The following is a 23304-nucleotide window of genomic DNA, read 5'->3' as shown; positions in this document are numbered from 1 at the left end:
AGGGCCTGAAGCCACGGCTCCAGACCCTCAAAAGGTCGAGGGGTGTCTAGGCCCTCAGCCTGGTGATCAATGTGTATCGAGCCTGCATATCAGGCTTTCAGCGGCGCCAGGCGCGGCGCGATCATGTTTTCCGGGCGCAGGATGTCGGCGAGTACGTCGTCGTCGAGCAGGCCTTCTTCACGCACCAGTTCCAGCACGCCACGGCCTGTTTCCAGGGCGATGCGGGCGATACGGGTGGAGTTCTCGTAGCCGATGTAAGGGTTCAGCGCGGTGACCAGGCCGATCGAGTGCTCGACCAGCTCGCGGCAGCGTTGCTCGTTGGCGGTGATGCCGACGATGCAGTGTTCGCGCAGCATGTCCATGGCGCGTTGCAACAGGCGGATCGAGTCGAAGATCTTGTAGGCGATCAACGGCTCCATCACGTTCAGTTGCAGTTGGCCGCCTTCGGCCGCGATGGTCAGCGCCAGGTCGTTGCCGATGATGGCGAACGCCACCTGGTTGACCGCCTCCGGGATCACCGGGTTGACCTTGCCGGGCATGATCGAGCTGCCGGGCTGGCGCGGTGGCAGGTTGATTTCGTTGATGCCGGTACGCGGGCCGCTCGACAGCAGGCGCAGGTCGTTACAGATCTTCGACAGCTTCACCGCGGTACGCTTGAGCATGCCGGAGAATAGCACGAAGGCGCCCATGTCGGAGGTGGCTTCGATCAGGTCGGCGGCCGGCACCAGCGGCTGGCCGCTGATGGTCGCCAGGCGCTGCACGGCCAGGTTCTGGTAGCGCGGGTCGGCGTTGATGCCGGTGCCGATCGCGGTGCCGCCCAGGTTGACTTCGGTCAGCAGCTCCGGCGCCAGGCTGCGCAGGCGGTTGAGGTCTTCGGTCAGGGTGGTGGCGAAGGCGTGGAACTCCTGGCCCAGGGTCATGGGCACCGCGTCCTGCAACTGGGTGCGGCCCATTTTCAGGACGTGGCTGAATTCTTCGCTCTTGGCGCTGAAGGCATTGATCAGGCTGTCCAGGCTGGCCAGCAGGGCGTCGTGACCGAGCAGCAGGCCCAGGCGGATGGCCGTCGGGTAGGCGTCGTTGGTCGACTGCGCCATGTTCACGTCGTTGTTGGGGTGCAGGTACTTGTACTCGCCTTTTTCATGGCCCATTGCTTCCAGGGCAATGTTGGCGATGACCTCGTTGGCGTTCATGTTGGTCGAGGTGCCGGCGCCGCCCTGGATCATGTCGACCACGAACTGGTCGTGGAAATCGCCGCGTACCAGGCGGGCACAGGCTTCGCTGATGGCCGCGTGCTTGGCCTGGTCGAGATGGCCGAGCTCATGGTTGGCATCGGCGGCCGCCTGCTTGACCATGGCCAGGGCCACGACCAGTTTCGGATAATGCGAAAGAGGAACGCCGGAGAGGTGAAAGTTGTTCACCGCTCGCAGGGTCTGGATGCCGTAGTAGGCGTTGGCCGGTACTTCGAGGACACCCAGCAGGTCTTTTTCGATACGCGATGATGCAGGCGAGGACATGATAGAACTCATCTCAGGAAAGGCATGAATGATGCCGGAACAGCGCGATAGTGGGCCTCTGGGCAAATCTTGACTAATGCTGTTACACACTGCCCCATGCAACAACGGCATAATGTCGTGTGACTCGACGATGATTGTGTCTCAAACGATGTCCGGGAGGACGCAATGAACCTGGAAAGCAAATGGCTGGAGGACTTCAGCGCACTGGCCGCGACCCGCAGTTTTTCCCAGGCGGCCGAACGTCGTTTCGTTACCCAGCCGGCCTTCAGCCGGCGCATTCGCAGCCTTGAAGCGGCCCTGGGCCTGGTGCTGGTCAACCGCTCGCGAACGCCGATCGAACTGACCGCCGCCGGACAGTTATTCCTGGTCACGGCACGGACCGTGGTCGAGCAACTGGGGGAGGTGGTGCGCCACCTGCATCATCTGGAAGGCGGGCAGGGCGAGGTGATCCAGGTGGCCGCTGCCCACTCCCTGGCGCTGGGGTTCTTTCCGCGCTGGATCGCGCAATTGCGCAACGACGGGCTGAACATCGCCACCCGGCTGGTGGCCACCAATGTGGGCGAGGCGGTGCATGCGCTGCGTGAAGGCGGCTGCGACCTGATGCTGGCCTTCTATGACCCCGATGCGGCGCTGCAGATGGACGCCGAGATCTTTCCGTCGCTGCATCTGGCGCACAGCGAGATGCTGCCGGTCTGCGCCGCCGACGAACACGGCCAGCCCTTGTACGACCTGGACAACGGCCACAGCGTGCCGCTGCTGGCCTACAGCGCCGGCGCGTTCCTGGGCCGTTCGGTGAACCTGCTGCTGCGCCAGAGCAACCTGCGCTTTACCACCGTGTACGAGACTGCCATGGCCGAAAGCCTCAAGTGCATGGCCATGGAAGGCTTGGGTATTGCCTGGGTGCCGCGCCTGAGCATGCGCGCCGAGCTTGAGCGCGGCGAACTGGTGGTGTGTGGCGGGGCGCAGTGGCATGTACCGCTGGAAATCCGCCTGTACCGCTGCGCCCTGGTGCGCAAGGCCAATGTGCGCCTGCTGTGGCGCAAGCTGGAAAGCGGCACGGCCCCGCCTGGCGAGGTGCGCGGCTGACCGGTTTTTCCGCCGGCCTACGGCTTGTCGAGGTAAGCCTTTATAGCCTCGCGATTGCTGTCGCTGAAGACATAGCAACTGGGCAGGATCAGTGATTCGGTCGGGGCCATGAGGGTCTGGCAGGGGAGGCCCGGTGTGTAGCGGGTCTGCGCATTTTCATGAAGGGCCCCCAGTGTATGGCCCACTTCATGGGCAATGGTGCTCCAGGATCGCAATGACGCAATGGCCACACCCTGGGTGGAAAACGAGATCCCCAGAATGTCGGACGTCAGCCTGTGGCGGGTCACCAATACATACTTGTGATACCGGCCGGGCCTGGGCAGGTTATGGCGGTCGACATAATCGAGTACATGCTCCTTCCATGCCTGCAACGTCTGTATGCCGTCACCGAGCCGATAACCGAAGTCGGTGTAACCGGGCTGACCGGTAATGGACAGCACATTGACCCGTCGTCCGGTGATATCGGTGACCTCCTTGATGAACCAGCCAAGGTAGCCGTCATTGAGGTCGCTCACTTCCTGACGGGTGAGCTGGTCGTGAAGAAACAGGGTCAGCACGATCGGGCGCAGCGGGGCGGGGCCGTCGACCTGATCAAGCGACGTGGGTCGAGGGACGGCCTGAGCGGCGGCGTCCAGGCATAAGGCCAGGCACAACAGAAGAGCGTGGTATCTGTACAGCATTGTCTGTGAACTCCATTTCAGTGACTGCGGGCGTTTGTCCGCGTGGGTGTCACCTAATCGGGAGCGGCCCCGTGCCGCCAGAGCGCCGCGCAGTCAGTTTCGGTAGGCGATGGCAGAACGTTTTGTAGGAGCGCGCTTGCCCGCGACCGAGTGCGCAGCAGTCGTAAAATTTCAGCGTTTCCGAGATTTTGCGAGCGCTGCGCACCGGGGGCGGCCCCGTGCCGCCAGAGCGCCGCGCAGTCAGTTTTGGTAGGCGATGGCAGAGCGTTTTGTAGGAGCGCGCTTGCCCGCGACCGGCTGCGTTAGCAGTCGTAAATTTGTGGCGTTTCATAGATCCCGGACTGGGTAGCAGTCGTAAATTTGTGGCGTTGCGCAAATTTTGCGAGCGCTGCGCACTCGGTCGCGGGCAAGCGCGCTCCTACGGGGGAATTTAATAGCCAATGCCATCCATAATTTATTTTGTGTTTGATGAGCGCCGCCCATCCGCCTTGCAGGATTGTTCCGGCCCTTGAGTGGCGCTGTGGACAGATGGTCGTACAAGGTGCTTTTGTTTCTGCACTTTGAGGTATACTGCGCGGCCTTTGGCCGGCCCGACCGGTCATTTTTCGTACAACAAGCCACGCCGGGATTCCTGCGTGGCTTGTTGTTTTTAGACGCGCCTGCGGGCGCCCGATGGAAGAGGCACGACGATGAGTGCACTGGTTGGCGTGATCATGGGCTCCAAGTCCGATTGGTCCACCCTTAGCCACACCGCCGATATGCTGGAAAAGCTCGGCATTCCCTACGAAGTCAAAGTGGTGTCTGCGCACCGCACGCCCGACTTGCTGTTCCAGTACGCCGAAGAGGCCGAGGGCCGTGGCATCGAAGTGATCATCGCCGGGGCCGGTGGCGCCGCTCACCTGCCGGGCATGTGCGCCGCCAAGACGCACCTGCCGGTCCTGGGTGTGCCAGTGCAGTCGTCGATGCTGTCGGGTGTCGACTCGCTGCTGTCGATCGTGCAGATGCCCGCCGGCATTCCGGTCGCGACCCTGGCCATCGGCCGGGCCGGCGCCATCAACGCCGCGCTGCTGTCGGCCAGCATCCTGGGCGGCAGGCACCCGCAGTTCCATGCCGCGCTCAAGCAGTTCCGTACCGAGCAGACAGAAACCGTCCTGGACAATCCGGACCCGCGCATCGCCTGAGGTGTTTTCCATGAAGATCGGTGTTATCGGTGGCGGCCAGTTGGGTCGCATGTTGGCCCTGGCGGGCACTCCGCTGGGGATGAACTTCGCCTTTCTGGACCCTGCGCCGGATGCCTGTGCGGCCGCTCTGGGCGAGCACCTGCGGGCCGATTACGGCGATCTGGATCACCTGCGCCAGCTGGCCGACGAAGTCGACCTGGTGACGTTCGAGTTCGAAAGCGTGCCGGCCGAAACCGTGGCGTTCCTGTCGCAGTTCGTGCCGGTCTACCCGAGCGCCGAGTCGCTGCGCATCGCGCGTGACCGCTGGTTCGAAAAGAGCATGTTCAAGGACCTGGGGATTCCGACCCCCGAGTTCGCCGACATCCAGTCGCAGGCCGACCTGGACGCCGCCGTGGCCCGCATCGGCCTGCCGGCGGTGCTCAAGACCCGTACCCTGGGCTATGACGGCAAGGGCCAGAAGGTCCTGCGCAGCCAGGCCGATGTCACCGGCACCTTCGCTGAACTGGGCAGCGTGCCCTGCCTGCTGGAAGGCTTCGTGCCGTTCAGCGGTGAAGTGTCGCTGATTGCCGTGCGCGGCCGTGATGGCCAGACCTGCTTCTATCCGCTGGTGCACAACACCCACGACAGCGGCATCCTGCGCCTGTCGATCGCCAGCACCGACCATCCGTTGCAGGCGCTGGCCCAGGACTACGCGGGCCGTGTGCTCCAGCAGCTCGACTATGTCGGGGTGCTGGCGTTCGAGTTCTTCGAGGTCGACGGTGGCCTGAAGGCCAACGAAATCGCGCCACGGGTCCATAACTCCGGGCACTGGACCACCGAAGGCGCCGAGTGCAGCCAGTTCGAGAACCATCTGCGTGCTGTGGCCGGCCTGCCGCTGGGCTCCACCGCGAAGGTGGGCGAGAGCGCGATGATCAATTTCATCGGTGAAGTGCCGGCGGCCGAGGCAGTGCTGGCGGTAGAGGATTGCCACCTGCACCACTACGGCAAGGCCTTCAAGGCCGGCCGCAAGGTCGGTCACGCTACCGTGCGCAGCGCTGACCGTGCCACCCTTGATCGCCAGGTCAGGCAGGTGCAGGCGCTGGTCAAAGGTTGACCCTCGGTAATTGCGTCCCGGATCGGCCGGAACCATCCGCGTCCCTCATCCTCAGATAGCGGTAAGCCAATGCCGTTATCTGGTGTTGGCATGGCCAACTGAGACGAGGGAAAACGCTATGGGGATTATCGGGACTATCTTTATCGGCTTGATCGTGGGCCTGCTGGCGCGCTTTCTGAAGCCGGGCGATGACAGCATGGGCTGGATCATGACCATCGTGCTGGGCATTGCCGGCTCGCTGGCGGCCACCTACGGCGGTCAGGCGCTGGGCATCTACCGGGCAGGCGAGGGTGCCGGCTTCTTCGGTGCACTGGTCGGTGCGATCATCCTGCTGGTGATCTACGGCATGATTAAAAAGAAATCATGAAACCTGGCATTCCGGTCCTCTGCTTTGCAGGTGCAGGGGACTAGAATGCGCGGCTCTCCCTTGCCTTGCCGAGCTTTTCGATGCGCCGCCTCCTGTTGCTGACCCTGGTGTTGTTGTCTGCGCCGGTTTTCGCCGAACTTCCTGAAACCGACTGGCTGGAATTGATGCCGGCGTCGGATCAGCGCGCCCTGGAAGCGATGCCAGAGATCGAGCACAACTCACCGGAAACGCTGGGCACCTTTGACAGCAAGGGCGGGCTCAAGCAGAGCAAGGGCCTGCCGGCGGTGATGTATTCGGCCAAGACGGTCGCGGCCATGAACGGCAAGACGATTCGCCTGGGTGGCTACCCGGTGCCGCTGGAAACCGACGCCAAGGGCCACAGCACGCTGTTTTTCCTGGTGCCTTACCCGGGTGCCTGCATTCATGTGCCGCCACCGCCGCCCAACCAACTGGTGCTGGTGCGCTACCCCAAGGGGCTGAAGCTGGACGACATCTACACGCCGTTGTGGGTCGTAGGCACCCTCAAGGTCGAGAAGATCAGTAACGATCTGGCCGATGCCGCCTACGCGATGGAGGCCTCGAAGGTCCGGGTTGTGGTCGAATCGGACCTGTGATTCCGGGCTGCGGTACAGCTCCGACAGGTGGGTCTGGCAGCACTGGCCCCATCGTCGGATCGCCGCCCGGGGCAGAGCCCCCTCCCACAGGATTGATGTCGCCCAAGGTCTGGTGCCTGGCACCGGACTGTGGGAGGCGGCTTGCCGGCGATGGCGATGGGACAGACGCAGCACGTGTGCCGGCCTTGCGGATTAAAGCGGTTCACTCCACAGGCTGACGCTCAACACGTGCATGGCCTGCGGTGCCAGGGTCACCACGTCGCTCATGACATTGGCCGTTTCGACGCACAACATTCCCTGCCAGCCATCATCGGCCATGTCGGGCAAGGCCCTGGCGCGGGTTTCCCATGGGTTCCAGACCACCGCCGAGTTCGAACCATGGGTCTGGATCAGGATGCGACGGTTCAGGCCCGGGTCATTGATGGCCAGCACGTTCGGGGTGTCGAGGTAGATGCGGTCGGTCTCGGCAGCGAAGGTCAGGTCACCCGCCTGCTGGCGTTCTTCCCAGTTTTCCAGGGTCTCGATATAGCGCAGGCCGTCGACGCCTTGCAGGCTGACCTGGCGCACGTCGCTGACCTTGAAGTAGGTGTGCAGCGCCTGGCTGAGGGTGACTTCATCGGGACCGCCGTTGTAGCTGACCAGGCTGATGTTCAAGGCATGGTCCAGGCGGATACTGAGTTTCAGGCCGACGTTGTGCGGCCAGCCCGGCAACTGGCCTTCGGCTTGGGGCAGGATGAAGTCGATCAGCAGGGCGTCGCCATCCTCGCCGATCCCCAGCAGTTGCCAGTCCAGGATGCGCGCTTCGCCGTGGGCGTTGGCCGGCTCGCTGCTCTGGCGCATGGCCTGGACGCTGTCAGGGTTGCGGGCCAGGTTGCCGAACCACGGCCAGCACACCGGCACGCCGCCGCGGATGGGCGTGCCTTGCTTGAAAATGGCGCTGTCGTTGAACCAGACCAGCGGCGCCTGGCCGTCGACCTGATAACTGAGGATGTGCGCGCCTTGCTGGGCGACCAGCAGTTCGGCAGTGCCATGGCGGATGCGCCAGCAGTTCAACTCATCGAAGGTAACGGATTCAACCTGGGGCGTCGGCATAAGGAGGGCTCACTCAAAGGTCAGGGGCAACAGGACACCTCTAAAAACGGCCTGTGTTTTCAGAGGCACCCACTACAGGCTGTGCCAAAACGATTGAGTTTAGCGCCAACGGCCGGCTTTGTGGTCCTCTCAGCGCCTGGGCACCGAGCGGGTCCGACCGGTGCGGTCTATGGCCACGAACACAAAGGCTGCCTCGGTCACCTTGCGCCACTCGCTGGTCAGCGGGTCGTCGCTCCACACCTCGACCTGCATCTTGATCGAGCTGCGGCCAACTTCCAGGGTGCGGGTATAGAAGGTCAGCTGTTCGCCCACCGCCACCGGCACCAGGAAGGCCATGCGGTCGATGGCGACCGTGGCCACCCGGCCGCCGGCAATCTTGCTGGCCATGGCGGTGCCCGCCAGGTCCATCTGCGACACCAGCCAGCCACCGTAGATATCGCCGAAACCGTTGGTTTCACGTGGCAATGCAGTAATTTGCAAGGCCAGATCGCCCTGCGGGGTTGGATCTTCTTGTTCAAGCTCGATCATGCCTGGGGTGCCTCTGACCCATGACTCTCATAAATGGCGGAAGGGATTTTCTGCCAAAACTGCTCTGTGCAAACCTGCCGGAAAGAGCCCCGCCAGACCATAGAACCGCTTTGGCACAACACCCCGAGGGTGTGGCGAGTATATCGGTCGTGGCCCTGTGCGACGACCGTCCAGGTCTCATTTGTAACAGTCATCGCCCGTTACCATGAGTTTTTTGCAACATTTTGCTATCTTGCCTGACCCGTACCGGTAACAAGACTACTCGTACAGGCAATTTTGATGCCCACCCGCACGATTGCCCCGGACATTCGCTTCTGCGCGCCACCGCATCGCAGTCAGCGTTGCCGTCGCACGCCCCTCATAGAAAGTACCCGAGAGAAGCCTTGTCATGTCCTCTGTAACTTCGAGTTCCGCGCCGCCTTCGCGCCCTTTGACCCGCAGCGACTACAAAACCCTGTCGCTGTCGGCCCTGGGTGGCGCCCTGGAATTCTACGACTTCATCATCTTCGTGTTCTTTGCCGCTGTGGTCGGCAAATTGTTCTTCCCCGCCGACATGCCTGAATGGCTGCGCCTGATGCAGACCTTCGGCATCTTTGCCGCCGGTTACCTGGCCCGGCCCCTGGGCGGCATCGTGATGGCCCACTTCGGTGACCTGCTGGGGCGCAAGAAGATGTTCACCCTGAGCATCATCATGATGGCGGTGCCGACGCTGATCATGGGCTTGCTGCCGACCTATGCGCAGATCGGCCTGTGGGCGCCGGTATTGCTGCTGCTGATGCGCGTGATCCAGGGCGCAGCCATCGGTGGCGAGGTGCCGGGCGCCTGGGTGTTCGTCTCCGAGCATGTGCCGGCCCGTTACATAGGCTATGCCTGTGGCACCCTGACCGCCGGCCTGACGGCGGGTATCCTGCTCGGCTCGCTGGTGGCCACGCTGATCAACAGTATTTACTCCGCCACCGAGGTGTCGGACTACGCCTGGCGGATTCCGTTCCTGTTGGGCGGGGTGTTCGGCCTGATGGGCGTCTATCTGCGCCGGATGCTGCACGAAACGCCGGTATTCGCCGAATTGCAGCAGCGCAAGGCGCTGGCCGCCGAAGTGCCACTCAAGACGGTGTTGCGTGACCATCGCGGTTCGGTGGTGTTGTCGATGCTGCTGACCTGGCTGCTGTCGGCCGGCATCGTGGTGGTGATCCTGATGACCCCGACCTTCCTGCAGACCGGCTTCGGTTTTCCGGCGGCGACGGCGCTCAAGGCCAACAGCCTGGCCATTGTGTTCCTGAGCATCGGTTGCGTGGTGGCCGGCCTCCTGGCTGACCGCTTCGGCGCCGGCTGGGTGTTCATCGTCGGCTGCACCGGCCTGCTGGCCAGCTCCTGGACCTTCTACCACATGCTCGGCGCCCACCCCGAGTGGCTGTTCCCGCTCTATGCGGTGACCGGCGCCTTTGTCGGCACCATCGGTGCGGTGCCTTATGTAATGGTCAAGGCCTTCCCGGCCGTGGTGCGGTTCTCGGGGCTGTCGTTCTCCTACAACCTGGCCTATGCGATCTTTGGCGGCCTGACCCCGATGGTCGTGACCCTGCTGGTCAAGCAGAGCCCGATGGGGCCTTCGTGGTATGTCGCGGCGCTGAGTGTGCTGGGCATCGGCCTTGGCGTGTTCCTGTTGGCGAAGAAACGCTGATTGCAGGTATACGACGCACGCTTGCGAAAGGGCTGTCTCCTTGTCAGGTGACAGCCCTTTTTCATCTTATTGTCATAATCAGTTCATACAGTAGTCATCCGTCCTGCAGGCAGGGCGTCATGGGTAGGCATTTGCCGGGAGCGCGGGGCATGACACTCAAGCATTGGACAGTGGCCTTGTCGTTCGTGGCCACCCTGGCGGGCGCCACGCAGACCGTGGCGGCTGTCGATCCTGCGATTGCGCCGTATGCCCGTGTCGGCGGTGTCTCCGGCACGTTGTCGAGCATCGGCTCCGACACCCTGGCCAACCTGATGACCTTGTGGGCCGAGGCCTACAAGCGTGAATACCCGGGCGTGAACATCCAGATCCAGGCCGCCGGTTCTTCCACCGCGCCTCCGGCACTGACCGAGGGCACGGCGAGCCTGGGGCCGATGAGCCGCCGGATGAAAGATGGTGAGGTCGCGGCTTTCGAGCAGAAACACGGCTACAAGCCGACGGCGGTGCCGGTGGCAGTCGACGCCCTGGCCGTATTCGTGCACAAGGACAACCCGATCCAGGGCCTGACCTTGCAGCAGCTCGATGCGATTTTCTCGGCCACCCGCCTGTGCGGCGCCAAGCGTCAGGCCCTGACCTGGGGCGACGTGGGTGTCACAGGCAGCCTGGCCGGCAAGCAGATCCAGTTGTTCGGACGCAACTCGGTGTCCGGCACCTATGGTTACTTCAAGGAAGAGGCGCTGTGCAAAGGCGACTTCAAGGCCAACGTCAATGAGCAACCGGGCTCGGCGTCGGTGGTCAGCGCCATCAGCAGCTCGCTCAATGGCATCGGTTATTCGGGGATCGGCTACAAGACCTCCAGCGTCAAGACGCTGGCCCTGGCCCGCGAGGCAGGCAGTGACTTCGTCGAAGACAACGAGGCCAATACTCTCAATGGCAGCTACCCGCTGTCACGTTTTCTGTATGTGTATGTCAACAAGGCACCCAATACGCCGCTGGCACCGCTGGAGGCGCAATTTCTGAAGCTGATACTGTCGCGCCAGGGCCAGGAAGTGGTGATCAAGGATGGTTACATTCCCCTGCCGGAGCCGGTGGTCGCAAAAGCGCTGGCGGACCTGGGGCTGCAAGCGCCTGTCAACGGCGCTCGTTGAAATGCGGTTCAGAGGCGGTTGCACCTTGTTGTTGTCAAAATTCTGCAATTTTTCCGTCATGTGGCGTTCAGGCGCAAAGAACCAGTCGAACAGGATCCGATGAATCGTAGTTCAGCCCCCGAAGGCATTGACTTCAATACTCCCGCGATGCAGCGCAAGCGCCGCCTGCGGGCGCTCGGCAATCGTCTGACCGGCTGGTACGTCGCGGTCGGTGGCCTTGCCGTGCTGGCCGCCATTACCCTGATCTTCTTCTACCTGGCCTGGGTGGTCGCGCCGTTGTTCAAGGGCGCCAGCCTGCACGATGCCACGCCCCTGCAAACGGCCTGGCTGCCTGAGGCCGGACAACCGCTGATGATCAGCATCGAGGAGCAGAACCAGGTCGGCATGCGCGTTTCTGCCCGGGGCCAGGCGATTTTCTTCGATGCCACCAACGGCACTGAACTCAAGCGGGTCGACCTGCCGCTGCCGCCCGGGGTGAGCGTCACCGCCATCGGCAAGGACCAGCCCGGCACGCCGCTGATTGCCATGGGCCTGTCCAACGGCCAGGTCATGGTGTTCCGCCATGCGTATCAGGTCACGTACCCCGGTAACCAGAAGCTGATTACCCCGGCCATCGCCTGGCCGTATGGTCAGGCACCGTTCGTGCTGGGCGAGCAGGGCCAGGCCATCGACCATGTCACGGTCAGCGTCAACGGCACTCACCTGCGCCTGGCCGGCGCCAGCGGTACACAGTTGCATGTCCAGGCGCTGGAAATCGGCGAGAACCCGCTGACCGGCGAGGTCACCCGCGAGCAGCGCCGCATCGAATTGCCGCAGCTGTCGGCCGAGGTCAAGGCGCTGTACATCGACCCGCGCCAGCAATGGCTGTACGTGATCAACGGCCGGGCGCAGGCCGATGTCTTCAGCCTGCTGGACCGCACCCTCAACGGCCGCTACAAGCTGCTGGAAAACGCCAACGCCGAAATCACCGCCAGCACCCAGCTGACCGGCGGGGTGTCGTTGCTGTTCGGCGATTCGCGTGGCGGGATCAGCCAGTGGTTCATGGCCCGTGACACTGACGAAGAGCCGCGTTTCATGCGCATTCGCGACTTTCACCTCGACAATGCCCCGATCGTGCAGATCCGGGCCGAACAGCGGCGCAAGGGCTTTATCGCCCTGGACAGCAGCGGTCGGCTGGGGGTGTTCCACAGCACCGCTCATCGCACCTTGCTGGTCGAGAAAGTGGCCGACAGTGCCGGCCTGCTGACCTTGTCGCCCCGCGCCAACCGCCTGCTGATCGAAACCCCCGGCACGCTGCAGGCGCTGAGCCTGGACAACCCGCACCCGGAAATTTCCTGGAGCGCGCTGTGGGACAAGGTCTGGTACGAAGGCTATGACGAGCCCCGGCATGTCTGGCAATCGACCGCCGCCAACAGTGACTACGAACCCAAGCTGAGCCTGGCGCCGCTGACCTACGGCACGCTCAAGGCCGCCTTCTACGCGATGTTGCTGGCCGCGCCGCTGGCCATTGCCGCGGCCATCTACACCGCCTATTTCATGGCGCCGGGCATGCGCCGCAAGGTCAAGCCGGTGATCGAGCTGATGGAAGCGATGCCGACGGTGATCCTGGGCTTTTTCGCCGGGCTGTTTCTGGCGCCGTACCTGGAAGCGCACCTGCCCGGCATCTTCAGCCTGTTGCTGCTGACGCCGGTCGGCATCCTGCTGGCGGGCTACCTGTGGAGCCGGCTGCCTGACGCCGTGCGCCTGCGGGTGCCCGATGGCTGGGAAAGCGCCTTGCTGATTCCGGTGGTGCTGCTGGTGGGCTGGGGCTCGCTGGCAGTCAGTCCGCACCTGGAAGGCTGGCTGTTCGGCGGCGACATGAGCGCCTGGCTCAACGATGAGCTGGGCATCTCCTATGATCAGCGCAATGCCCTGGTGGTCGGCCTGGCCATGGGCTTTGCGGTCATCCCCAATATCTACTCGATTGCCGAGGACGCGATCTTCAGCGTGCCGCGCAGCCTGAGCCTGGGCTCGCTGGCGCTGGGCGCCACGCCCTGGCAGACCTTGACGCGTGTGGTACTGCTGACCGCCAGCCCGGGCCTGTTTTCGGCCCTGATGATCGGCATGGGGCGCGCCGTGGGCGAAACCATGATCGTGCTGATGGCCACCGGCAATACGCCGATCATGAACATGAACCTGTTCGAGGGCATGCGCACCCTGGCGGCCAACGTCGCGGTGGAAATGCCGGAGTCGGAAGTGGGCGGCAGCCATTATCGGGTGCTGTTCCTGGCCGCCCTGGTGCTGTTGATATTCACCTTTGTGATGAACACCCTTGCGGAGCTGATTCGCCAGCGCCTGCGCAAGAAATACTCGTCGCTTTGAGGACACCTGGACTTACGTGAAACAGCATTCTCTCGACAGCGGTCGCCAAGGCCCGCGCAAAAGCCCGCTCAAGCGCTGGATCAGCAGCGGTGCGCCCGGCGTATGGATGAGCGCCGGTGCCGTGTCCATCGCCGTGATCCTGACCATTGGCCTGCTGACGTTGCTGGCCGTACGGGGGCTGGGGCATTTCTGGCCGGCGGATCTGGTGCGCGCGCACTACAACGTGCCCGGCCAGGCGCCGCAGGTATTGATCGGCGAGCGCGTCGAGGTCGAGCAGGTGCCGCGTGCCCGCGTGCTGGGTGCCGGGTTGCCGGTGGCGGCCGAGGGAACGGAGTTCATGACCCGGGAGCTGTTCAAGATCGGCAACCGTGACCTGACCCGCAACGATTTCACCTGGGTGGTCAGTGACTGGCTGAGCCTGCGCGACAAGCCGGCCGAGCTGATGACCCTGGAGCGCCGCGAGTGGGGCAATTTCTATGGTTATCTGGTCAACGTCAAGGAAAGTGGCCGGGTGCTGGCCAACGGTGAGGCAGCCTGGCCGGAGCTGCGTGTCCGCCTGCAGCGTGTGCAGGGCTTGAGCCACGAACTGCACCGCCTGGAAAAGAAAGACATCGTGGCCATCAACCACGGCTTCGAGCGCCTGCGCCTGCAAACCCGCCATCTGGAAGCGAATGGCGGCCTCGATCCCATCGCCCAGGCTGACATGGCTGCCGAGCGGGCCGGGCTGCAAGCACGCTACAGCGAGGCCGAGGCGCGTCTGGCCGAGCTGCGCCAGGCCATTTCACGCGACAGCCTGACGGCTCGCGATGCCGAAGGCCGCCAGGTCGAGATCGACCTGGGCAAGGTGGTACATGCCTATCAGCCCAATGCCATGAGCGTGGCGGCCAAGGCCGGTTTCTATGGCCAGAAGCTCTGGGAGTTCCTCAGCGACGAGCCGCGTGAAGCCAACACCGAGGGCGGAATCTTTCCGGCTATTTTCGGCACCGTGATGATGACCATGATCATGGCCGTGATCGTCACCCCGTTCGGCGTGCTGGCAGCGGTCTACCTGCGTGAATATGCCCGCCAGGGCCTGGTGACGCGCCTGATCCGCATCGCGGTGAATAACCTCGCCGGGGTGCCGGCCATTGTCTATGGCGTGTTCGGCCTGGGCTTTTTCGTCTATGTGCTGGGCGGCTCGCTGGACCGCCTGTTTTTCCCTGAAGCATTGCCGGCACCGACCTTCGGCACCCCGGGCCTGCTCTGGGCATCGCTGACCCTGGCGCTGCTCGCCGTGCCGGTGGTGATCGTCTCGACCGAAGAGGGCCTGGCGCGGATTCCGCTGAGCCTGCGCGAAGGCTCGCTGGCGCTGGGCGCCACCAAGGCCGAAACCCTGTGGCGGATCGTCCTGCCCATGGCCAGCCCGGCCATCATGACCGGATTGATCCTGGCCGTGGCCCGCGCGGCCGGCGAAGTGGCGCCGCTGATGCTGGTGGGCGTGGTCAAGATGGCACCGGCCCTGCCGGTGGACGGCAACTACCCGTACCTGCATCTGGACCAGAAGATCATGCACTTGGGCTTTCATATTTATGACGTGGGTTTCCAGAGCCCCAATGTCGAGGCGGCAAGGCCGCTGGTGTACGCCACCGCGCTGTTGCTGGTGCTGGTGATTGCCTTGCTCAACCTGTCGGCGGTCGCCATACGCAACCACCTGCGCGAGAAATACAAGGCGCTGGATAACTGATCGGCCCGTGTCGCTGCGCCATACGGCGTGCGGCCTGACCCAACGAATCGTTCCTGTAGGAGCCATGCATGCAACACCATAGCCGAAACCGTGGCGCCGCGATCAACGCTTCGGGGCGCAGCCAGGAAGGAATGGCGCTGACCAACGAGCCGGTGGCATTCGAGGTGGCGGGTCTGAACCTGTTCTATGGCGACAAGCAGGCGTTGTTCGATATCGGCCTGGATATTCCGCGGCAGAAAGTCACCTCGTTCATCGGGCCGTCCGGGTGTGGCAAGTCGACCCTGTTGCGCACCTTCAACCGCATGAACGACCTGGTCGACGACTGCCGCGTGCAGGGCGAGATCAACCTGTACGGGCACAACATCTACAGCAAGGGCGAGGACGTGGCCGAGCTGCGCCGGCGCGTGGGCATGGTGTTCCAGAAGCCCAACCCGTTTCCCAAGACCATCTATGAAAACGTGGTCTACGGGCTGCGTATCCAGGGCATCAACAAGAAGCGCATGCTCGACGAGGCCGTCGAGTGGGCCTTGAAGGGGGCCGCGCTGTGGGATGAGGTCAAGGACCGCCTGCACGAGTCGGCGCTGGGCCTGTCCGGCGGCCAGCAGCAACGCCTGGTCATCGCCCGCACCATCGCGGTCGAGCCCGAAGTGCTGCTGCTCGATGAGCCCTGCTCGGCGCTGGACCCGATTTCGACTTTGAAAGTCGAAGAGCTGATCTACGAACTGAAATCCAAATACACCATTGTGATCGTCACTCACAACATGCAACAGGCGGCGCGGGTCTCTGACTACACCGCTTTCATGTACATGGGCAAACTCGTCGAATTCGGTGACACGGACACGTTGTTCACCAATCCGGCAAAAAAACAGACAGAAGATTACATCACTGGTCGCTATGGCTAGGGCCAGGGGTTGTCAGGCCTGAGCTACCGCTGCGATTTCGCATCAACCGGACGTTTCAAGGACACCGAGCATGATCCACAAAGACAGCCTCACCCATCACATCTCCCAACAGTTCAATGCCGAACTCGAAGACGTGCGCAGCCACCTGCTCGAAATGGGCGGCCTGGTCGAGAAGCAGGTCAACGACGCCGTGACGGCGCTGATCGAAGCCGATTCGGGCCTGGCCCAGCGCGTACGCGAGGTTGATGACCGCATCAACCAGATGGAGCGCAACATCGACGAAGAATGCCTGCGCATTCTGGCCCGTCGTCAGCCGGCTGCCTCCGACCTGCGCCTGATCATCAGCATTTCCAAGTCGGTGATCGACCTGGAGCGCATCGGCGACGAAGCCACCAAGATCGCCCGCCGCGCCATCCAGTTGTGCGAAGAAGGCGAAGCGCCACGCGGTTACGTGGAAGTGCGCCACATCGGCGACCAGGTGCGCAACATGGTGCGCGACGCCCTGGACTCGTTTGCACGCTTCGATCCGGAGCTGGCCCTGTCGGTGGCCCAGTACGACAAGATCATCGACCGCGAGTACAAGACCGCGCTGCGCGAGCTGGCGACCTACATGATGGAAGATCCGCGTTCGATCTCGCGCGTACTCAACGTCATCTGGGTCCTGCGCTCGCTGGAGCGGATCGGCGACCATGCGCGCAACATCTCGGAACTGGTGATCTACCTGGTACGTGGCACCGACGTGCGGCACATGGGCCTCAAGCGCATGCGTGAAGAAGTGCAGGGTCATGCTGATGAAAACCCTCATGTTCCGGACGCAACTGACGATAAATAGGATTGCCTGCCTGAAACGCCCGGCCTGTGCCGGGCGTTTTGCATTGTGGGCATCGCCGTTTACCGTCATGATCGGTGCTGGCTTTGTGCCCTCGTCCCGTCCCCTGGTCGACGAGTGTTGTGAAAACCCGGCAGCCGGGTTCAGTCATTCAATGTGGCAGTTGGCCATAAGCTAGGGTCTGTACGAAAAACCGGCGAGCGAGCGCAGCCATTTTACGTGCAGACCCTAACGCTATGCTTGCCGAAACAAGGGGCGTGCGGGGCATACCGCACTTCACCCGCTAGGTGAATACGTCCGCAGGAGCGTCGATGAGTAAAGTCAGTGTATTGGTTGTGGATGACGCGACCTTCATTCGTGATCTGGTGAGAAAAGGACTGCGCAATTATTTTCCCGGTATTCATACCGATGAAGCAGTCAACGGCCGCAAGGCGCAATTGATGTTGAGTCGCGAGTCGTTCGACCTGATCCTGTGTGACTGGGAAATGCCGGAAATGTCAGGCCTTGAGCTGCTGACCTGGTGCCGCCAGCAGGAAAACCACCTCAAGACCGTACCGTTCATCATGGTCACCAGCCGGGGCGACAAGGAAAACGTCGTGCAGGCGATCCAGGCCGGTGTTTCGGACTTCATGGGCAAACCCTTCACCAACGAGCAATTGCTCGGCAAGGTGAAAAAGGCGCTGGTCAAGGCCGGCAAGATCGAGTCGGTGATGTCCACCGGCCCTGCGCGTGCCAGCTCACCGTTGAATGACTCGCTCAACGCCCTGACCGGCGGCAGGGCCGAGGTGGTGCGTCCCGTGTCTGCGGCGGCACCTTCGGCACCGCCGGTGGGCAGCCAGAGCCTGAACGGCCGTAGCCAGGCGCAGTTGCGCCTGCCCAGTGGCAACCAGACCTGCATCATCAAGAGCCTGACCCTCAAGGAAAGCCAGCTGGTGATTCGCCGCAGCGACAGCCTGCCGCAGATCCTCGAAAGCGCCGTACTGGACCTGGAGCAGGGTGAAAGCAATGAGGTGGCACGCCTGAATGGCTATGTGCACGCGATCATGGCCCATGAGCCCAAGCCTGACAGCGAGTGGCTGCAAGTGACCTTCCGCTTCGTCGACCAGGACACCCAGAAGCTCGACTACCTGTCACGCCTGATCGCTCGCGGCACCAGCCACAAGAAGTTCATCCCCGGGGCCTGATGATCTTTCCTACGGCATGCATCCGGTCGGCCTGATTGCACTGGCCGGGTAATGTCTATTGCGTTCCTCCAGTCACTTCATCAATGACTGGAAGAACTGCCAATGTCTGCCACTGTGCTGCAACCCTCTACGCTGCAAACCCTCAAGACCGCACGCTTGTTCCTCAACATCGAACTGGCGCTGGGGACTGTTCGATACCCTGTTTCCGCCGAACGCTACGCAGACACCACTGAGGTGCCCGCGCAGGAGTACTTTCGGATTGCCCGGTTGGTACTGACCCATGTGCTGGGTGAGGACACAGGCTTTGCCAATGGCAACCCTGCGCTGCCCGATGCGGCCCAGGAGCACCGGCTGGCGCAGCTTTACCAGGGCGAAAAGGCCTGGGCACTGTGCGCCGATGCCGTGGGCGTGCCGCTGTCCGAAGTCACACCCTGGTTGGTGCATCAGTTTTTTGCCCGTATGGCCTGGCTCGACGAAGCGTCCGTGACCACCGAGGCGGCGCGCGCGCAGTTGCAAGCGTTTGTCTATGGACTGCGGCCTTACCGGGAGGCGGACACGGTCGTGGACCTGGAGGACTATCCGCTGCTCGACAAGCTGCTCGGGCCGGTGCCTGAAGAGCTGCGTCACTGGATGGTGCAGTTCAAGCGCGGTGCACGCCTGATGCCCATGGGCGAATGGATCGCGCGCAGTTCCGGGCGAGCGCTCTACAGCGGTTTGTTTGCCCAGCGCCATGAGGCCGGGCGCTCGGCCATGAGTGTCTTCAGCGAGGTCGTGGCGGCCATGGTCCCGGCGGGTGCTTATCATGACCAGGCGGTATCGGACGCGCTTGAATATCAGTTGGGGACACTGCCGACCTGGTTGTCGATCGTGTTCGACCTGCAGGCGATTGCCGAGCGCGATCATCCCGACAGCCGCTTGCAGCTGGATGTCCTGACGCCGACCTCGATCAACAGCCGGGTTGAGTGCCTGCGCAAGATCGCCGCTTACGTACTGAACCCGACCGATGAGGACTGGCTGGCGCGGGCCATCGCCCGTGCGCGCCAGGCGCCGGGCATGCAGTTGTTGTCGCTGGCCGGTGAACTGCGCAGCAGGCACGCAGACCTGATGCTTGAGCCGGCCATGGCGCTGGCTGCCGTGTTGCTCAGACCGGTGCTGCACAGGCGGCCCGTGCTCGACGAGGCGCTACCCACCGCGCGGGCTCTGAATGTGCAGGTGCCCGGCCTGCAAGCCTGGCGCACCCCGCCCGGGGCCGATGAGCTGTTCCGGCAGATGGGCATCGAGTTGCTGTGCGTTGCCTGTGATGCCGCGCAGGGGCTGCGCCGGCCTGCGGCACAGACCTGGCATGCGTTGATCCAGACCGGTCAGTTCCAGACCCTGTTTGCGCCCTTGCTCAGGCACTTGCAGTGGTACGCCGGCGGGGTGCAGGGCCCGGCAGCCGTGCCGGTCACCCAGGCGCTGGCCGGCCGGACAATCATTGATCATTACCTGGGCGCCACCGCCGCCTTTGCCGAACCGCTGGCCGATACGCTGCGCAAGGCGTGGGTATGCGAGTACAGCCATGTGCAACTGGCGGCCAGGGTTCGGCGCGACATCCAGGCCCGCCAGCCCGAGGCTGCGTCCAGCACCGTGGACATGCTGCATTACCTGTTGCTGCGCGAAACCTTGCCCGAGCTGCTGGTCGATGGCGTGCCCGATCATCTTCAGTACGGCCGCGCCCTGCAAAGCGTGGCCTTGATCCACGGTGTGGCCTTGCTCGAAGCCCTGGCGCCGGGCCGGGCGTGCCATGCACGGTTCGACGAGGTGATCACCCTCAGCGCGGACCTGGCCCAGTCGAGCGATCCGGCCCTGCAGGCCGTGTGGGCCAGCACCCTGCAAGTCCCGGCGCTGCGCTACGCCACGGCGCACGGTGTGATCGAGTGGGGCGGCCATGACGACATCGAGCAGGCCACGGCGGTGCAGGTTGGCCAGGCCTTGAACCACCTCAAGGACCAGCAGGCCCGGCAGGCCGAGGCGCTCAATACCCTGCTGGGCCTCAAGGCGCCGGACCGCAGGCAGCTGGCGCAACAGACGCTGACCGAGGCCGGTGTGCCCCGTTTGCTGTGGGATCAGGCCATCGAGGTCACCCACTGGCCGGTCCTGCAGGCGCACGGTTTCACGCTCGCCAGTGCGTATTCGCTCGACCGTTTACTGGCGCTGGGCCGCCCGCAGGCCACGGTCGTGGAGCTGGTGATGATGGGCGAGGCGTACAGGGCCGGTGAGCCGACGATTCCCGAGGCGTATGCCAGTGCCTTCGAGGCGTTTCGCCAGACGTTGGTGCAGGCCCAGGGCCAGGTAATCAGCCGGCTGTTATCGGAAATGAACCCGCACGACCGCGACGTGCTGCTGGGTTCGACCTGTGAGGTCAGCCGCGTCAGCTTCAAGGCCGGCCAAGGCCGTCACGGGGTGTTTATCCGCTACCAGCGTGGCGATCACCGCAGCGACTTTCATGAGCACGGGGCTGCCGAAGGGTTCCTGGAGCTGATTCCGGCAGGCGGTGTGGTGCGCACGGTCACGCAGCGCTTTGACTACACCGTTCCCCCTGAAACAGACCTGAGCGGCAATATCGCCGAAACCGTGGACAAACAGGAGCGCCATGCCCAGCGCATTGCCACGGCCCGGATCACACCCCTGTTGCCGCTGGACAGCGATGCCTACCTGCACGGTCGCGCCTCGCGCTCGGCGACGCAGTACCACCAGCCGCAACACGGGGTGCTGGTGCCCGATGCCGACCTTGTCTACCGGGTCGACGGCAGCGAACAGGACCGGCTCGACACGTTGGCGCAGCAGGCGGCCCGTCATCTGTTTGCCCCGTTTCTGGAGCAGAGCAAGGCCGAGCATAGCCATGCCACCGGTTGGGAAGAGCGCTGGGCCAAAGAGCGTGCCTACGCGGATCTCGCTGCGCGCTTGATCATTCCGTTCTATGGCTGTGTCGAGGACCTGACGCAAGGCGAGCACTCCGCCGGAGTGATCATTGGCTGCGTCATGGATGTGGCCTTTGCGTTGATTCCGGTGGGCACCTTTGTCGGCGCCACCGCCCGAATCATCGTCAAGGCCGGCAAGCTGGGGGTGGTCTCGGTGCTGCGGCTGACCGGCGCGGCGCTCGGCCGGTTGATCGAGGGCCTGGCGCAACAAAGTACGGTGTTTGCCTTGCATGACCTGGGGAAAATCACCTTGCTGGCCGGCCGGCTGGGGTGGGAAACCTTGTTGCGTGAGGTCCCGGCGCTGAAAAGGCTGCTGTCCCATGACGCCTTGCTCAGCCGAGGCCTCTGTCTGGACAGGGGCGTATACCGCCTGGCCGAGCATGCGCGGTCTGCCTGGCCGCTGGAGGCGCAGGCCACGGTCGATGGCAGGCCCGGTGTGGCGGTGCGCAACCTCGGTACGCCTGCTGCCACCGATTTCAGGCTGCTCGACCCGCAGGCCAATGCCGTGTTCGGCCCCTCGCTGACGGTCATTTCTGCCACCGGGCCGCTGGAGCTTGCCATGCTGTCCGCAGCCGACCGGATCGAACCCGGCCATTACCCGGCCATTTTGCCGGTGGCCCCGAGCCTGGACGGTGTGCGAAAGATCAACATTGCCGAGCGTTGCCACGTACACGCCATCGAAAGGCAGGACGGGGTCTTCGATCTGCTGATCGACCAGCAGGCTTACCAGCTCGACACCACCGCACCCGACGTGGCCTTGCGCACGCTGGCCAGCAGCAGGCTGTCGTCTGAAACCGGGCTGTTGCGTGAGGCCGAGAACCTGTGCCGCCTGCGCCGCGACCTGATTCCCGTGCCTTGCAACAACGGCGTGAAACTTTCGACGCCAGCACCCGAGCCGATCGCCGACGGATCGACCTCACCCAGGCGCAGCGGCAAATACCCCAGCCAGGCGATGGGCGCTCGTGAGTTCACCCTGGCCAGGGTGTCTGCCGGTGGGGATGCGGCCTCGCAGACCGCCGACGTCTTTGTCCATGAGGGCAAGTTCTGCAAATGGGCCGACTCTCCCAGGGCCAGTGGCTCGGCGTCGGTCCCTGGCAAGGCCGTCATCGCGCTGTCGGAGTCGGAACGCGTGCTGTTCTCGCTGCATGACGCCCCGGTTTACCGGGCACAGATAGACGGGCTGTTGGCCAGGGACAGCCACTTTGGCCTGCCGGACAACTACGGGCTGGAGGATGCTCGCTGGATTTATGAGCATGCCCCGGTCATCGAGCTGGGACCGATCGCTGCGCACATCGAGGATGCCCGCACCCTGCGCGGTATTCGCATGACCATGAGCGAGGCCGACTGGGTCTTTATCGAGGCTGATACCGGTGCCTTCTACAAGGCCCCGGTTCCAGCCGATGGCAGCCTGGCCCTGAGGTTTTCGCGCGTCGAGCGCGTGGACGAGATCAACACGTTCATGCGCCTGGCCGAGCAGTACCGGCTGGTTCGCGAGCGCCCGGGCGTGTTCACGGACCGGGACAATATCGCCCGGCTGCTGTTTGATCTGCGCGATGAGGCCGAACAGGCGCAGTTGGCTTTTGCCTGGGGCACCGAGAACGTGACCTATGACGACTATGTGGCCTGGTGCAGTGCCCGCGGTCAGAAAAACGAGCTGCTGGCGTTTGCCGGCAATATTCTGGCCGGCGAAGAGGCCCAGAAAAAATTCGTCGCGCTGGCCCGGCAAAGCATTCCGGACTTCAGAAAAGTGGCCGAACGCAGCATTCCCGAGCAGCAGCATATTGTCGAGGTGCTCAATAATCTGTTGCCCATCCAGGGGACCACAGACAAATGGGACGTACTGACACTGGAAAGCATCGTAAGCGCTGATGCCGGGAAAACCATTATCAAGCACATCAAGGGGGCCAACCTGTCCTTTGTGCAGGCCTACACCGAGTCGGGCGAGCGGATCGTGTATTACGCTCTTTCCGGCGGCAGAAAGGCCAAGGCTATCCAGTTGCAGCTTGATGTGGCTGAAAGTACCGAGCGGGTCATCGACGGGGTGATCTATCGCGATGCCCGGGCGCGCATGGCCGGTCGCGCGCCGGACCCCGCGTTTACCAGCCTGCCGGTGGTCAGGGATGCCAGTCGCGTGATGATCCGCGACTTTGGCCGCGAGCTTGATTCAGAGCGCTTGATTGCGACCGTGTTCAAGGAGGACCTGGCCTCGACCCGGCTGAGCCATATCAGGGTCTTTACCTTGATGGACACCTGTCGCTCGTGTGGCGGGTTTGTGCTGCCGCGCCTGAAGCTCGACTTTGCGCAGGCACAGTTTTCCGTGACGTACCTGAGGGATTACACGTGGTCCTGAGGTCATGACGCTGGGTT

The 23304-nt window shown here is 63.4% G+C and carries 17 protein-coding genes; 13 read left to right on the top strand and 4 right to left on the bottom strand.

Translation table 11 applies throughout. The features are described from left to right. Window positions 1–89: 89 nt before the first annotated feature. Complete coding sequence (gene aspA, locus DGA31_RS25825; RefSeq protein WP_056840867.1) at window positions 90–1514, bottom strand: aspartate ammonia-lyase; 1425 nt, start codon at window positions 1512–1514, stop codon at window positions 90–92. A 165-nt stretch (window positions 1515–1679) separates the two neighbouring features. Between aspA and DGA31_RS25820 the strand changes: the two genes are divergently transcribed. Continuing rightward, window positions 1680–2600 carry a LysR substrate-binding domain-containing protein gene (locus DGA31_RS25820; protein WP_056840866.1) on the top strand — a complete coding sequence of 307 codons (921 nt, stop codon included), beginning with the start codon at window positions 1680–1682 and terminating at the stop codon, window positions 2598–2600. A 17-nt stretch (window positions 2601–2617) separates the two neighbouring features. On the opposite strand, the gene DGA31_RS25815 is transcribed toward DGA31_RS25820, so the two are convergent. Further along, on the bottom strand, window positions 2618–3280 hold the full coding sequence (locus DGA31_RS25815) for a zinc metalloprotease (protein WP_109514424.1): 663 nt from the start codon (window positions 3278–3280) through the stop codon (window positions 2618–2620). 689 nt (window positions 3281–3969) lie between these two features. Here DGA31_RS25815 and purE point away from each other — a divergent pair. From purE to DGA31_RS25795, 4 genes are all read left to right on the top strand, one after another. Then, window positions 3970–4461 (top strand): 5-(carboxyamino)imidazole ribonucleotide mutase, encoded by a 492-nt coding sequence (gene purE, locus DGA31_RS25810; protein ID WP_056840864.1) that lies wholly within the window; start codon window positions 3970–3972, stop codon window positions 4459–4461. 10 nt (window positions 4462–4471) lie between these two features. Continuing rightward, window positions 4472–5554 carry a 5-(carboxyamino)imidazole ribonucleotide synthase gene (locus tag DGA31_RS25805; protein WP_056840863.1) on the top strand — a complete coding sequence of 361 codons (1083 nt, stop codon included), beginning with the start codon at window positions 4472–4474 and terminating at the stop codon, window positions 5552–5554. Between the two features lie 118 nt (window positions 5555–5672). After that, window positions 5673–5921, top strand: a complete 249-nt coding sequence (locus DGA31_RS25800; RefSeq protein ID WP_056840862.1) for a GlsB/YeaQ/YmgE family stress response membrane protein — start codon at window positions 5673–5675, stop codon at window positions 5919–5921. Between the two features lie 80 nt (window positions 5922–6001). Continuing rightward, window positions 6002–6535, top strand: coding sequence for a DUF3299 domain-containing protein (locus DGA31_RS25795; RefSeq protein WP_056840861.1), 534 nt, complete (start codon window positions 6002–6004; stop codon window positions 6533–6535). A 192-nt stretch (window positions 6536–6727) separates the two neighbouring features. On the opposite strand, the gene DGA31_RS25790 is transcribed toward DGA31_RS25795, so the two are convergent. Continuing rightward, window positions 6728–7627 carry a D-hexose-6-phosphate mutarotase gene (locus DGA31_RS25790; RefSeq protein ID WP_109514423.1) on the bottom strand — a complete coding sequence of 300 codons (900 nt, stop codon included), beginning with the start codon at window positions 7625–7627 and terminating at the stop codon, window positions 6728–6730. A gap of 129 nt (window positions 7628–7756) precedes the next feature. Next, window positions 7757–8155: an acyl-CoA thioesterase gene (locus DGA31_RS25785; RefSeq protein ID WP_056840859.1), complete on the bottom strand. Its 399-nt coding sequence runs from the start codon at window positions 8153–8155 to the stop codon at window positions 7757–7759. Window positions 8156–8543: 388 nt separating this feature from the next. Here DGA31_RS25785 and DGA31_RS25780 point away from each other — a divergent pair, with 388 nt between their 5' ends. From DGA31_RS25780 to DGA31_RS25745, 8 genes are all read left to right on the top strand, one after another. Continuing rightward, window positions 8544–9833, top strand: a complete 1290-nt coding sequence (locus tag DGA31_RS25780) for an MFS transporter (RefSeq protein WP_056840858.1) — start codon at window positions 8544–8546, stop codon at window positions 9831–9833. Between the two features lie 149 nt (window positions 9834–9982). Further along, window positions 9983–10978: a phosphate ABC transporter substrate-binding protein PstS family protein gene (locus DGA31_RS25775; RefSeq protein ID WP_109514422.1), complete on the top strand. Its 996-nt coding sequence runs from the start codon at window positions 9983–9985 to the stop codon at window positions 10976–10978. Window positions 10979–11077: 99 nt separating this feature from the next. Further along, on the top strand, window positions 11078–13339 hold the full coding sequence (locus DGA31_RS25770) for an ABC transporter permease subunit (protein WP_109514421.1): 2262 nt from the start codon (window positions 11078–11080) through the stop codon (window positions 13337–13339). Window positions 13340–13445: 106 nt separating this feature from the next. Beyond that, window positions 13446–15062 carry a phosphate ABC transporter permease PstA gene (gene pstA / locus DGA31_RS25765; RefSeq protein WP_109514446.1) on the top strand — a complete coding sequence of 539 codons (1617 nt, stop codon included), beginning with the start codon at window positions 13446–13448 and terminating at the stop codon, window positions 15060–15062. A 68-nt stretch (window positions 15063–15130) separates the two neighbouring features. Next, entirely contained in the window at window positions 15131–15964 is an 834-nt protein-coding gene (pstB, locus tag DGA31_RS25760; protein WP_056840855.1) for a phosphate ABC transporter ATP-binding protein PstB, read from the top strand. Window positions 15965–16034: 70 nt separating this feature from the next. Further along, window positions 16035–16796 (top strand): phosphate signaling complex protein PhoU, encoded by a 762-nt coding sequence (phoU, locus tag DGA31_RS25755; protein WP_056840854.1) that lies wholly within the window; start codon window positions 16035–16037, stop codon window positions 16794–16796. 308 nt (window positions 16797–17104) lie between these two features. Continuing rightward, window positions 17105–17977, top strand: a complete 873-nt coding sequence (locus DGA31_RS25750; protein WP_056840853.1) for a response regulator — start codon at window positions 17105–17107, stop codon at window positions 17975–17977. A gap of 102 nt (window positions 17978–18079) precedes the next feature. Next, entirely contained in the window at window positions 18080–23287 is a 5208-nt protein-coding gene (locus tag DGA31_RS25745; RefSeq protein WP_109514420.1) for a deaminase domain-containing protein, read from the top strand. The last annotated feature ends 17 nt before the right edge of the window (window positions 23288–23304 follow it).

This window comes from Pseudomonas ovata (assembly GCF_003131185.1).
Lineage (GTDB): Bacteria > Pseudomonadota > Gammaproteobacteria > Pseudomonadales > Pseudomonadaceae > Aquipseudomonas > Aquipseudomonas ovata.
Note: the sequence above shows the minus strand (reverse complement) of the source record. Positions and strands in the feature narration are given on the sequence as shown.

What these genes read in the sequence shown, in the direction of transcription:
- DGA31_RS25820 (WP_056840866.1), top strand. Translation starts at nt 1,680, where the DNA reads ATGAACCTGGAAAGCAAATGGCTGGAGGACTTCAGCGCACTGGCCGCG.
- DGA31_RS25750 (WP_056840853.1), top strand. Translation starts at nt 17,105, where the DNA reads ATGAGTAAAGTCAGTGTATTGGTTGTGGATGACGCGACCTTCATTCGT.
- phoU (WP_056840854.1), top strand. Translation starts at nt 16,035, where the DNA reads ATGATCCACAAAGACAGCCTCACCCATCACATCTCCCAACAGTTCAAT.
- aspA (WP_056840867.1), bottom strand. Translation starts at nt 1,514, where the DNA reads ATGTCCTCGCCTGCATCATCGCGTATCGAAAAAGACCTGCTGGGTGTC.
- pstA (WP_109514446.1), top strand. Translation starts at nt 13,446, where the DNA reads ATGAGCGCCGGTGCCGTGTCCATCGCCGTGATCCTGACCATTGGCCTG.
- DGA31_RS25785 (WP_056840859.1), bottom strand. Translation starts at nt 8,155, where the DNA reads ATGATCGAGCTTGAACAAGAAGATCCAACCCCGCAGGGCGATCTGGCC.
- DGA31_RS25780 (WP_056840858.1), top strand. Translation starts at nt 8,544, where the DNA reads ATGTCCTCTGTAACTTCGAGTTCCGCGCCGCCTTCGCGCCCTTTGACC.
- DGA31_RS25815 (WP_109514424.1), bottom strand. Translation starts at nt 3,280, where the DNA reads ATGCTGTACAGATACCACGCTCTTCTGTTGTGCCTGGCCTTATGCCTG.
- purE (WP_056840864.1), top strand. Translation starts at nt 3,970, where the DNA reads ATGAGTGCACTGGTTGGCGTGATCATGGGCTCCAAGTCCGATTGGTCC.
- pstB (WP_056840855.1), top strand. Translation starts at nt 15,131, where the DNA reads ATGCAACACCATAGCCGAAACCGTGGCGCCGCGATCAACGCTTCGGGG.
- DGA31_RS25800 (WP_056840862.1), top strand. Translation starts at nt 5,673, where the DNA reads ATGGGGATTATCGGGACTATCTTTATCGGCTTGATCGTGGGCCTGCTG.
- DGA31_RS25795 (WP_056840861.1), top strand. Translation starts at nt 6,002, where the DNA reads ATGCGCCGCCTCCTGTTGCTGACCCTGGTGTTGTTGTCTGCGCCGGTT.
- DGA31_RS25790 (WP_109514423.1), bottom strand. Translation starts at nt 7,627, where the DNA reads ATGCCGACGCCCCAGGTTGAATCCGTTACCTTCGATGAGTTGAACTGC.
- DGA31_RS25770 (WP_109514421.1), top strand. Translation starts at nt 11,078, where the DNA reads ATGAATCGTAGTTCAGCCCCCGAAGGCATTGACTTCAATACTCCCGCG.
- DGA31_RS25805 (WP_056840863.1), top strand. Translation starts at nt 4,472, where the DNA reads ATGAAGATCGGTGTTATCGGTGGCGGCCAGTTGGGTCGCATGTTGGCC.
- DGA31_RS25775 (WP_109514422.1), top strand. Translation starts at nt 9,983, where the DNA reads ATGACACTCAAGCATTGGACAGTGGCCTTGTCGTTCGTGGCCACCCTG.
- DGA31_RS25745 (WP_109514420.1), top strand. Translation starts at nt 18,080, where the DNA reads ATGTCTGCCACTGTGCTGCAACCCTCTACGCTGCAAACCCTCAAGACC.